This window comes from Bacillus sp. SYZHCR11 (assembly GCF_057196865.1).
In genome coordinates this window covers 92,628-105,173 of record NZ_JBXUND010000002.1, presented here as the reverse complement: position 1 = coordinate 105,173, position 12,546 = coordinate 92,628, and the positions used below count along the sequence as shown (strand labels likewise).

The window sequence follows — 12,546 nt, the reverse complement described above, 5'->3', positions numbered from 1 at the left end:
AGTGTTTACATTGGCTATACCGTCAATTCCCGCATATGCGCTGCCGACAGCGTCAGATATGCCTGAAAATAAAGTATCGTGGACGCTGAACCCGAAACGCGCGGTGCTTCTGATCCATGACATGCAGAATTATTTCGTCGATGCTTTTGAGAAAGGGAAGGCTCCGATCACGGAGGCGGCTCAGAATATCAAGAAAATAAAAGAGCAATGCAAAGCGCTCGGCATTCCGGTGGTGTACACCGCGCAGCCGGGCAGCCAAGACCCGGCGGACCGCGCGCTGCTGACGGATTTTTGGGGACCGGGGCTGAAAAGCGGGCCTTATGAAGAAAAGGTCATTCCGGAGCTTGCCCCGGATGATCAGGACATTGTCCTCACAAAGTGGAGATACAGCGCGTTTAAACGGACGAATCTCCTTGACATCATGCGTGAAAGCGGCAGAGACCAGCTCATGATTACGGGAATTTATGCACACATCGGCTGTCTCGTCACAGCCTGTGAAGCATTTATGGATGATATCCAAAGCTTCTTTATCGGAGACGCCGTTGCTGATTTTTCTTCAGAAAAACATAAGATGGCCATCGAATATGCGTCTCAGCGCTGCGCTTACACGGCTTTGACAAACGAAGTGCTGGAGCTGCTGGGCGGCGCGCCGGTTTCTGAAGGAGAAGGGAAGACTTCCGCCGTATTGACAAAAGACCGGGTGCGGGAACAAATTGCGGCGATTCTTCAAGAATCACCGTCTGATATTCCGGATCATGAAGACCTGCTGGACAGAGGCCTTGATTCCGTCAGAATCATGAGCCTTGTCGAACAATGGCGCCGTGACGGAGCTGAAGTGACGTTTGTTGAACTGGCGGAGAACCCGACGCTTGAAGAGTGGTGGAGACTTCTTTCTTCCCGATCTCAAAAAGTCTTGCCGAACGCAGATTATTTATAAAGGGAGAGAATAGAATGCATGATACACAACAGCTGCCTCTGACAGGCGCACAGGCCGGTATCTGGTTTGCGCAGCAGCTTGATCCTGATAATCCGATTTACAATACAGGCGAGTATGTTGAGATAAACGGCGCGATCGATGTGAACATATTTAAAACAGCTTTCGAACGTGTGCTGACGGAAGCCGTGTCATTACACGCCCGCTTCGAAGAGGGAGCAGACGGGCCGAAGCAGATCATCAATCCTCCATTTGAAGCTGCGATCGATGTCATAGATGTGAGTTCAGAAGCTGATCCGAAGCAGGCCGCACTCAGACTCATGCAGACAGATTTGGCTGAGCCCGTTGATATGGCGGCCGGGCCTTTGTTCCGCGACATTTTATTTCAGGCGGGACCGGAACGCTTTTTCTGGTATCAGCGCATTCACCACATTGCGATAGACGGCTACGGTTTTTCACTGCTGGCACGGCGTACGGCGCAAATATACACCGCAATACGGGAAGGACGTCCGGATAACGGGCGCTCCTTCGGCTCTTTGGAGGAACTGGTAAAAGAAGATCAAGAATACCGCGCGTCTGATCAATTCCTGAAAGATCGGGAATTTTGGATGGAGAAATTTGCGGATGAACCTGATGTCGTCACTTTGGCAGAAAGAGCGCCGAGAACGTCAACAAGCTTTCGGAGAAGCACGGCTTATCTTTCTGAAACGGCTTTGCAGCATGTAAAAGCGATTCCGAACTGGCATGAAGCCGTCACAGCCGCAGCGGCGGTATATGTCCACCGGATGACAAACGCAGGGGATATCGTGCTCGGTTTACCGATGATGGGACGGATCGGCTCGATTTCACTGAATATTCCGAGTATGGTCATGAATCTTCTGCCTTTGCGGCTTTCTCTCCGCCCGGATATGAATTTTCATGAGGCCGTCAGCCAAGTGGCAAAAGAAATCCGAAACATCCGGCGCCATCAGAAATACCGCCATGAAGACATGCGCCGCGATCTTAAATTGCTCGGAGAAAACCGCAGGCTGTTCGGCCCGCAAGTCAATGTGATGCCGTTTGACTACGCGCTTGATTTCGCCGGAGCGCCAGGCACCGTCCATAACTTATCAGCCGGGCCCGTTGATGATTTGTCAATTAACGTTTACGACAGAGCGGACGGAAGCGGAATGCGTGTGGACTTTGATGCGAATCCGGAAGTGTACAGCGCCGAAGATATTGAAAACCATCAAAAACGATTCCTGCTTCTGCTGGAATCCGCTGTGAAAGACCAGACACAAAAAATCGGCACACTCAACCTTCTGCCTGAAAGTGAACGTCTCTGCGTACTGGAAAGCTGGAATGACACGCGCAAGGCCGAGAAGCAGAAAAGTCTGCCGGAGCTGTTTTACGAACAGGCCGTAAAAACACCGGACCGGCCGGCAATCATCACCGAAAACGAAGAGCTCAGCTATGCCGAATTGAACAAGCGCGCGAACCAGCTTGCCGGCATGCTAAAGGAAAAGGGGCTCGGACCGGAACAATTTGCCGCTTTGCTGCTTCCGCGGTCACAGGAGTTGGCCGTGAGCATGCTGGCCGTTTTGAAAACGGGAGCCGCATACCTGCCGCTTGATCCTGATTTTCCTTCTGAGCGGATCACATACATGCTCAAAGATGCACAGCCTGCATGCCTGATTACAACGATGGAATTATCCGGCCGCATGCCGGAAGACAGTGATGCAAAAAGGATCATTCTCGATGACCCGGATACGGTAAAAACCGTTGCCGCTCAAAATGCTGACTGTCCCGATCAGGCGGAATGTTCGCCTTTGCACCCCGCTTATGTCATATATACATCGGGTTCAACGGGCAAACCGAAAGGCGTAGTCGTGACATTAAAAAGCGTAAGCAATTTCCTCTTATCCATGCGGGAAATGTTCCCGCTCGGCGCACAAGACCGCCTGCTTGCCGTTACGACTGCGGCGTTTGATATTTCCGGACTTGAGCTCTTCCTTCCGCTCATCAGCGGGGCGGGGTGCGTCATCGCACGTAAAGAGACGATTCAGGAACCGCGGGCGCTTGCGAACATGATTCACTCATACGGTATTTCAATCATGCAGGCAACGCCGACATTGTGGCATTCATTAGTCACCAATGAACCTGATTCCCTCCGGGCGCTGCAGGTGCTTGTCGGAGGTGAGGCGCTTCCGAACGCGCTTATGCATGCTCTGCTTGAATCAGGCTGTACGGTGACGAATCTGTACGGGCCGACTGAAACAACAATCTGGTCGGCCGCACAGCCGCTTGCAAAAGACCATACAGGGGCGCCTCCGATCGGAAAGCCGATTTGGAACACGCGGGTATACGTGCTGGACGCCGCATTGCAGCCAGTCCCGCCGGGAATTGCGGGCGAGCTTTATATAGCGGGCGAGGGGCTTGCCAGAGGTTATTATAACCGTCCTGATTTAACAGCTGAAAGATTCATTGCCGATCCGTACGGGCCCGCGGGCGCGAGGATGTACCGGACGGGAGATCTCGTGCGCTGGCGTGAGGACGGCTCGCTTGATTATATCAGCAGAGCCGATCACCAAATTAAAATCCGCGGGTTCCGGATAGAATTAGGAGAAATTGAGTCAGTGCTGTCGAAATACCCGGGTATTTCGCAGGCCGCTGTTATTGTCCGTGAAGACCAGCCGGGAGATAAGCGCCTGGCGGCTTATACTGTCGCGGATCAGCCCCTTGATATCGGCGGACTTCGTGAATATATGGGCGAAAGCCTGCCGGATTATATGGTGCCGGGCGCGTTTGTACAGCTGAAAGAATTGCCGCTGACGCCGAATAAGAAGCTCGATCGCAGCGCTCTGCCTGCACCTGATTTTTCAGCTGTCCTGTCTGACAGAGGGCCGCGGACGCCGCAGGAAGAAATATTATGCGATCTGTTTGCCGAGGTTCTCGGTCTCGCGCGGGTCGGAATTGATGACGGGTTCTTTGAATTGGGCGGACATTCGCTCTTAGCCGGACGCCTGATGAGCCGGATCCGGGAGACGATGGGCGCAGAGCTTGGCATCGGACGTCTGTTTGATACCCCGACCGTTGCCGGGCTCGCCGTACAGCTTGACACCGCAAAGAGTGCGCGGCCTAAGCTCAAGCCGTTTGACCGGCCGGAGCACATCCCGCTGTCATTTGCGCAGCTGCGTCTTTGGTTTCTCTACTGTCTTGAAGGGCCGAGCCCGACTTACAACATTCCGGTGATTGTCCGCATGTCAGGCAAGCTTGACCAATCAGCGCTGAAACACGCCTTTTACGATGTTGTCAGCCGTCATGAAAGCCTGCGCACCGTTTTTCCGGAAAATAAGGGATCATCTCATCAGCTTATTTTACCTGCTGAAGAAGCCCGCCCTGTGTTTACAGTGACACGTGCAGACAAAAACGAGCTCCAAGACATGCTTGCCGCTGCGGCAAGATATCGGTTTGATCTCGCTAAAGAGCCGGCCGTCCGGGCTGAGCTGTTTGATCTTGGTGACGGCGAATATACGCTGATGGTTCTCCTGCATCACATCGCAGGCGACGGCTGGTCCTTGAATCCGCTCATGCGTGACTTATCCATAGCCTATATCGCCCGGCAAACAGGTGAAAAAGCAGAATGGGCGCCGCTGGCGGTTCAATATGCGGATTATGCGCTTTGGCAGCAGCAGCTTTTAGGCAGCGCGTCTGATTCTGAGAGCTTAATTGCGCGCCAGCTGGATTTCTGGAAGAAAACGCTTGAAAATGTACCGGATCAGCTGGAGCTGCCGTCTGATTTTCCGCGTCCCGCTGAATCAAGCTACAGGGGCGGCGTCATTCCGGTCAACATCGGCCAAGAGCTTCATGCCCGTCTTCTCTCACTTGCCAGAAATCAGCGCGTAAGCCTGTTTATGGTGCTTCAATCAGGGCTTTCCGCACTGCTGACCCGGCTCGGGGCGGGAACCGATATTCCGATCGGCAGTCCGATAGCCGGCCGCAGTGATGACGCATTAGGAGACCTTGTGGGTATGTTCATTAATACACTCGTACTGAGAACCGATACCTCTGGCGATCCGAGCTTTTGTGAGCTTCTTGAAAGGGTCAGGGAAATGAATCTCGCAGCATATGAACATCAGGACGTGCCGTTTGAACGTCTCGTGGAAGAATTGAATCCGGTTCGCTCCCGGTCAAGACATCCGCTGTTCCAAGTGATGCTCGCATTCCAAAATACGCCTGACCCTGTACTCAGTCTTCCTGATATGGAAACAAGCCTGCAAATCAGCAGTGTCGGATCGTCCAAATTTGATTTGACATTGGAATTGGCTGAACAGCGCCATGATGACGGCACGCCTGCCGGTATTGAAGGCCTGCTGGAGTTCAGTACGGACTTATTCAGAAAAGAAACGGCTGAAGCACTTGCGGGACGCCTGCTTCTTCTGCTCGAAGATGCCGTATCACATCCGGATAAACCGATCGGAAGCTTAACCATTCTTACTGATGAAGAGCGCCGGAAGCTTTTGCCGGTTAAACGGGCAAAACAGCATATTCAGCCTCGGCAGACACTGCCTGAACTGTTTGAAATACAGGCCGCCGCAAAATCGGATGAAACGGCGGCAGTATTTGAAGAGAGCGGACTCACTTATCAAGAGCTGAATGAAAGATCCAATCAGCTCGCGCACATGATGATTGCCCGCGGCGTCGGCCCGGAGCAGTTTGTCGCACTGGCAATGCCGCGTTCTTTAGATATGATTGTCGGGCTGTTAGCCGTCCTGAAGACGGGGGCAGCGTATTTGCCGCTTGATCCTGATTATCCCGCGGACCGCATCGCTTTTATGTTACATGATGCCAAGCCTGTATTTATGCTCACCAACCGTGAAGGCGCAAGTAAGCTCTCTGGCGAAAACGGCATGCCGGCCTTCATCCTGGATGATCCGCAGAATAAGGAAACACTTCGGCAATATGCCGTCACGAACCCTGAGAATGCCGACCGGATTCGTCCGCTGAGACCGCTTCACCCGGCCTATGTCATTTACACGTCGGGATCAACAGGTGTGCCGAAAGGTGTCATCATTCCGCACAGCAATGTTATCCGGCTGTTTGAGTCGACGCGGCATTGGTATCACTTTAATTCTGATGATGTATGGACGATGTTTCACTCCTACGCTTTTGATTTCTCTGTCTGGGAAATATGGGGGCCGCTGCTTCACGGCGGACGTCTCGTCGTCGTGCCGCATGACATCAGCAGATCCCCGGAAGCGTTTCTGCATCTCCTCGTGAAAGAGCGAGTGACCGTACTTAACCAAACGCCGTCAGCGTTTTACCAGCTGATGCATGCGGAAAAAGAACACAAAGAGCTGGGGCGTCAGCTCGCACTCAGATATATCATCTTCGGCGGCGAGGCGCTTGAGCTGAGCCGGCTTGAGGATTGGTACAGCCGCCACGCGGACAATCAGCCGGTGCTCGTGAATATGTACGGCATTACGGAAACGACGGTGCACGTCAGTTACCTTGAATTAGACAAAAACATTGCCGAACTGAGAGCAAACAGCCTCATCGGCTGCGGCATTCCTGATTTGAACGTATATGTGCTTGATGACCGGCTGGAGCCTGTGCCTCCGGGGATCACGGGCGAAATGTATGTTGCCGGAGGGGGCGTGGCACGAGGCTACTTAGGGCGGCAAAGCCTGACCGCCGAACGCTTTGTGGCTGATCCGTACGGCCCGCCGGGAACGAGAATGTACCGGACGGGGGATTTAGCCCGTCTGCGGACGGACGGTTCTCTTGATTATATGGGCAGGGCGGACCACCAGATTAAAATCCGCGGCTTCCGGATTGAATTGGGGGAAATCGAAGCGGTTCTCGTCAAACATCCGGATGTCGAGGATGCCGCCGCAGTCGTCCGTGAAGACCGGCCGGGAGATAAACGGCTGGCCGCCTACCTTGTCCGATCTGCCGGCAGCACCTTGGACACGGGGGACATGCGCCGGTTTGCCGAAGAAAGCCTGCCGGATTACATGATTCCGTCAGCTTTTGTCCAAATGAATGAACTGCCGCTGACACCGAATGGAAAGCTTGACCGAAAAGCGCTCCCTGCGCCTGACTTCCAAACGGAGGTCACCGGCCGGGGACCGAGAACGCCGCAGGAAGAAATGCTGTGTGAGCTGTTCGCAGAGGTGCTTCATCTGCCGCGTGTCGGTATTGATGACAGATTTTTTGATTTAGGCGGCCATTCTTTGCTTGCGGTTCATTTAATGAGCCGTATTCGGGAAGCGATGGGAGCCGAGCTCAGTATCGGAACACTATTTGAAGCTCCTACGGTGGCAAGCCTTGCTGAAAGACTTGAGTCAGGAACGGGCACAAGCGCGCTTGATGTTCTTCTTCCGCTCAGAACGGCAGGAGAAGAAACACCGTTGTTCTGTGTCCATCCGGCCGGCGGTCTCAGCTGGTGTTATGCCGGGCTGATGTCTTCTTTAGAAGCTGATTATCCGATATACGGCTTACAGGCGAGAGGCATCGGAAAAAAAGAACCGCTTCCGCAAAGCTTAGATGACATGGCGGCTGATTATATTGAAAAAATCCGCACCGTGCAGCCGAAAGGGCCGTACCGTCTGCTCGGCTGGTCTCTCGGAGGGAATGTCATTCAGGCCATGGCGACACAATTACAGAGCCGGGGCGAAGAGGTTTCGCTTTTGGTGATGCTTGACGCGTATCCGAATCATTTTCTGCCGATAAAAAATGCGCCTGATGACGAGGAAGCCGTCATTGCGCTGCTTGCCCTGGGAGGGTACGACCCGGACAGCCTCGGGGATCAGCCGCTTGATTTTGACACCGCGCTGACCATTCTCCGCCGTGAGGGAAGCGCATTAGCCAGCCTGGACGAGTCAGTGATGATGAATCTGAAAGACACGTACGTAAATTCTGTCGGGCTGTTAGGAACATACAAGCCGAAGCCGTTCCACGGAGATGTGCTGTTCTTCAGATCCACGATTATTCCGGAGTGGTTTGACCCGATCGAGCCGGATACTTGGAAACCGTATATTACGGGGAAAATCGAGCGGTATGACTTAGACTGCCGCCATAAAGATATGTGCCAGCCGGGCCCGCTTGCCGACATCGGCGCGATTCTGGCAGAGAAATTAAACGGACGGCGTACAGTCCGGTAAAGAAAGGAAAGAGATGATATGACAAATCCATTTGAACGGGAAGACGGTTCATACCATGTGCTCGTCAATGCTGAAGGCCAGTACTCACTGTGGCCGGCCTATCTGGATGTGCCGGACGGCTGGGAAACCCGCCTGACGAATGAAACCCGCCCCGTTTGTCTCGAATATATTGAAACAAACTGGCGTGATATGAGGCCGGAAAGCCTGAAGCGGACCGAAGCTGCTAAAATGTAATAAGAAAAGCCTGCCGTTATTTCGGCAGGCTTTTTATGCGGACATCAGCCGTTAAGCTGTGTATGATCACAAAATGTATAAGGGTGGCCTTCTTCATCCGTGCACCATGACTGAGACAGAAAAGCCAAAAAGACCGCGGCCCACTGGTCTGCAAACTGGATTAAAATACCGCCGTCGTGCCACGTTCCGTTATCCTTCTCCCAGCGTGTATCAATTGGGTTTCCCTGATTCATATGAATATTATGCATGCCGTTTGTCGGCTTGAACCCGAAAATCTTATCAGCGCCCGGCTCCGGCCCGAATTTAGAGCCGTAAATATAGACGGTGGCTTTTTCTGATTTGGCTTTTTGCATGTACGTCTCAATAAAGTCATTTAAGTCATTATCCGGCCCGGTGACTTCATGCGGAAGGGGCACCATGTTCCGGGGATCAAACAATCCGCCGCGGACATAATCCAGCGCCAGCTCACGTCTGGTTTCATCAATTGGGGTATATCCGTACGGAATGTTCGGCAGCAGGGTGATCGCGCTTGCGTCAAAATGATCGCGTGCCGCATACAGCACCTCTGATTCTTTTGAACTTGACATGACATTGATCGCACAGCGATAGCGCGTATCAGGCTCGCCTAGCACCTCGACTTGAAAATGCGGAGAATCATCATCTGTTTCCCTTTTCATATCTAACACAGTGCCTTTTAATACACCATAGTGCTGAACAGCCATATGAATCCTCCTTTTTCTTCCGGGATATGAATTGATATTCGAGACAGGGGGCCGTTTTTCCTTTTGTGAGAAAGAAAAAAGGGCAGCCCGCTGATCAGGCTGTCCTCTTCATCTCTATTAAGCTTTTGCAGCCGAACCTTGCATTGCTTTTTCAGCAGGCACGTAGTCATAGCCTAAGTCTTTGGCTACCGCTTCATACGTGACATGTCCGTTAGCCGTATTTAAGCCCGCTTTAAGCGCAGGGCTGTCTGCAATGGCTTGTGCCGCGCCTTTATTGGCGATTTGAAGCGCGTAAGGAACGGTTACATTCGTTAATGCGAGCGTAGACGTACGCGGTACGGCGCCCGGCATATTGGCGACAGCGTAGTGAACGACGCCGTGTTTTTCGTAAGTCGGATTATCGTGGGTTGTAATATGATCAACGGTTTCCACAATGCCGCCCTGATCGATGGCAACATCAACAATGACGGAACCCGGTTTCATTTGTTTAACCATTTCTTCCGTAACGAGAGTCGGCGCTTTGGCTCCCGGGATGAGCACGGCGCAGATCAGAAGATCCGCTTCCGCGACGGAATCTGCAATATTTACAGGGTTTGACATCAATGTTTTAATCTGATGCCCGAAAATATCATCAAGCTGACGCAGGCGGTCTGCGTTCAAATCGATCATTGTCACATCGGCACCGAGTCCGACAGCCATTTTCGCGGCATTTGTTCCGACGCCGCCCCCTCCGATGATCGTGACTTTTCCGCGGGATACACCCGGTACGCCGGCTAATAAAATTCCTTTTCCGCCCTTTGGTTTTTCAAGAAACTGTGCCCCGATCTGCGCGGCCATTCTGCCGGCCACTTCGGACATCGGCGTAAGCAGCGGAAGGGAACGTCCGTCCGTTACCGTTTCGTACGCGATAGCTGTCACACCTTTTTCTGTAAGCGCTTTAGCTAATTCCGGCTCTGCGGCTAAATGAAGGTAAGTGAACAAGACCAGACCTTGACGGAAATACGCATACTCTTCAGCCAGCGGTTCTTTTACCTTCATGACCATTTCCGCATCCCATACTTGCTTTCTGTCCTCCAGAATTTCCGCCCCTGCTGATACATAATCTTCATTTGTAAAGCCGCTTCCGAGTCCCGCTCCGGATTCCACAAGAACCCGATGGCCGTTTCCGATAAGCTGTGAAACGCCTCCAGGTGTTAATGCCACTCGATTTTCATTGTTTTTGATTTCTTTTGGAACCCCGATAATCATGTCTGTTTCCCCCAATGTTTGTGTGATGCTTCAAGTGTAGCGCGATTTTTGCGAAAATTCTTTGTTTGAAACAGAAAATAAAAAAACACGGATTTGTGAAATTTCACGAACCCATGCTGCGAAGTTTGATATCCAGGTAAATCGTAAACTTCTCATTCACATTTTTTAAGTCGATTTCTGCGATCTGGCTGATTCTTTTCAGCCTGTAATTCAATGTATTGACATGGATGTTAAGCGCTTTAGCGGCGGTGTTGACATTGCTGTCGGCATCAATAAAATGTTCGAGCGTTTTTACCATATCGGCTTGGTGCTCCCTGTCATACTGCTCAAGCTTTGACAGGGAATAGTTCATATAGCCGCTGTGCTTGCGTTTTTCATCCAACACATCAAGGTACTGATAAATGCCGAGTTCAGAAAAGCTGAAAAGGTGTTTGGTTTCTCTCACAAACCGCTCTTTCGCTTTTAATACGGAAAGCGCTTCCTGATAGGATCGGTAAACGTAAGAAATCGATTCGTAAATACCGCCGATCGCAATCGACGCATCCTCAATTTTATATCGTTCCTTCAGCTGTTTTTGAATATGAAGAGCGAAGTGCTTTAAATCTTTAAAAGGCTGATCGGTTTTCGGCGCGGCTAATAAGATTAATTCATTTGAATCAACAGTCGCCAGCATGACATGAATCTGCTGTGTCGTTTCCTGCAAATATTGCAGCTGCTGTTCCGTCTTTTCAGTCAGCTCATCATGTAAACGGATGATCATGACGCTGAACACGGACGGCAGCGCCATTCCGAGCTTATGAAACCCTTCGGCCATCTCGGCTTCCTGATAAATATGGCCGGTCAGCATTTTCCAAAAAAACTCCTGGCCCCGCTCTTCGATTTTCGTTTTGCGGATCTGCAGGTGCAAAAGCTTGTTCCGCACCGCTTTGGCTGCCAGCTGAAGTGTCTTCAGATCTTCGTCATTGAGCTTTTTTTTGATCTCAAGCGCCCAAATAAATCCGAGAACCTGACTGTTTTTCCAGATGGAAATCGCCACGCGGTTGCTTAGGCCCACCTCGTCAATTTCTTTCACTTTGATCGGCTGGTCCGTTTTTAAAAGGGCCGGAATGGTTCCGTCTTTCCACAGTTTGTTGATGACTTTTTCCGGCACCCTCCGCCCGATAATCGTCGACGTCCGGGCCGGATCTGTACAATCGCTGTGCGTGCTGTATGCAAGCAGTTTATGATTAACGTCTTCTATTGTAATGGGGCATTGAAGAACTTCACTGATATGGTCGGCAACATCTTCAAGCCTGTCGAAACTGTACTTAAATGGATCTTTTGGATTGGTCATCTGTATCCCTACTTTTTCATAGCTTCATATCTTGATCTTACCATCTTGCTTTTCAGACTGAAAGGCATCTTTGCAGGGAAATAGACTAGGACAATAAGATCATTCAGTGAAAACGAAAATAATAAGAAAATCATACTATTGTATTTACAAAATGTGTAATTATGACGAAAAATCCAATATATCATAAGACTCATTTTGTAAAATTAAAACAGATTTGTTTGACTGTGCCGATTGGTTGTTTTTATAATAATGACGTTCAAAAAATAAGTGAATTAGCCCATATTTAGGCTGATGACACAGGAGGGTATAAGGAATATGTCTGGATTAATTCGTGTCACACCCGAAGAGCTAAGAGCGATGGCTAAGCAATATGGCGTTGAAAGTCAGGAAGTCATGAATCAGGTTGACCGCCTGAACCGCATGATTTCTGATTTGAAAGGCATGTGGGAAGGTGCTTCAAGTGAAGCATTCGCGGATCAATATGAGCAGCTGAAACCTTCATTTATTAAAATGTCTGAATTGCTTCAAGATGTGAATCATCAGCTCGATCAAACGGCAAATACGCTTGAGTCTACCGACCAAGATATCGCTAACCAAATTCGCGGATAATAAGATGAATGAAGAAACGGAGCGCCTGATTCAATCAAGAAGACGGCGCTCTTTCTATGTAAGGGTGATATGAATATGTATATCGATATTACAATAGATTTAACACATTATAACGGCAGCGTCTTCGATCTCAGATTGTCAGATTACCATTCTGTGAAAAAAGTCATTGATATTGCCCGGCAGGCTCAGCATGTATCCGTTCCGCCGCGTGAAGGCTATTGGATCAGAGTGGTCAATAAAGAAACGGTTTTTTCCGGAGAACAAAAGCTATCTGACTGCGGCATTACGAACGGAGACCGCCTTGAAATTTTATGAAAGGAC

Annotated in this window: 8 protein-coding genes; 5 read left to right on the top strand and 3 right to left on the bottom strand. The window is 50.8% G+C overall.

Features of this window, described 5'->3' with window-relative positions; genetic code table 11:
• Positions 1 to 10 precede the first annotated feature (10 nt).
• From AC2CGA_RS07155 to AC2CGA_RS07145, 3 genes are read left to right on the top strand one after another with little or no spacing between them, the layout of a single operon-like run.
• Positions 11 to 937 carry an isochorismatase gene (locus tag AC2CGA_RS07155; protein ID WP_003152006.1) on the top strand — a complete coding sequence of 309 codons (927 nt, stop codon included), beginning with the start codon at positions 11 to 13 and terminating at the stop codon, positions 935 to 937.
• A gap of 14 nt (positions 938 to 951) precedes the next feature.
• On the top strand, positions 952 to 8,079 hold the full coding sequence (locus tag AC2CGA_RS07150) for an amino acid adenylation domain-containing protein (RefSeq protein WP_283002434.1): 7,128 nt from the start codon (positions 952 to 954) through the stop codon (positions 8,077 to 8,079).
• 18 nt (positions 8,080 to 8,097) lie between these two features.
• Positions 8,098 to 8,313, top strand: a complete 216-nt coding sequence (locus AC2CGA_RS07145) for an MbtH family protein (protein WP_003152009.1) — start codon at positions 8,098 to 8,100, stop codon at positions 8,311 to 8,313.
• Positions 8,314 to 8,357: 44 nt separating this feature from the next.
• Here the strand turns inward: AC2CGA_RS07145 and AC2CGA_RS07140 are convergent, their stop codons facing one another.
• From AC2CGA_RS07140 to adeR, 3 genes are all read right to left on the bottom strand, one after another.
• Positions 8,358 to 9,035: a YukJ family protein gene (locus AC2CGA_RS07140; protein WP_044052941.1), complete on the bottom strand. Its 678-nt coding sequence runs from the start codon at positions 9,033 to 9,035 to the stop codon at positions 8,358 to 8,360.
• A gap of 117 nt (positions 9,036 to 9,152) precedes the next feature.
• The gene (gene ald, locus AC2CGA_RS07135) at positions 9,153 to 10,283 is read right to left on the bottom strand and encodes an alanine dehydrogenase (protein WP_003152011.1); all 1,131 of its coding nucleotides are present in this window, start codon (positions 10,281 to 10,283) and stop codon (positions 9,153 to 9,155) included.
• A gap of 103 nt (positions 10,284 to 10,386) precedes the next feature.
• Positions 10,387 to 11,616 (bottom strand): sporulation transcriptional activator AdeR, encoded by a 1,230-nt coding sequence (gene adeR / locus AC2CGA_RS07130; RefSeq protein ID WP_003152012.1) that lies wholly within the window; start codon positions 11,614 to 11,616, stop codon positions 10,387 to 10,389.
• 315 nt (positions 11,617 to 11,931) lie between these two features.
• Here adeR and AC2CGA_RS07125 point away from each other — a divergent pair, with 315 nt between their 5' ends.
• On the top strand, positions 11,932 to 12,225 hold the full coding sequence (locus AC2CGA_RS07125) for a WXG100 family type VII secretion target (protein ID WP_003152013.1): 294 nt from the start codon (positions 11,932 to 11,934) through the stop codon (positions 12,223 to 12,225).
• Between the two features lie 75 nt (positions 12,226 to 12,300).
• Positions 12,301 to 12,540 carry an ESX secretion system protein YukD gene (yukD, locus tag AC2CGA_RS07120; RefSeq protein WP_003152015.1) on the top strand — a complete coding sequence of 80 codons (240 nt, stop codon included), beginning with the start codon at positions 12,301 to 12,303 and terminating at the stop codon, positions 12,538 to 12,540.
• The last annotated feature ends 6 nt before the right edge of the window (positions 12,541 to 12,546 follow it).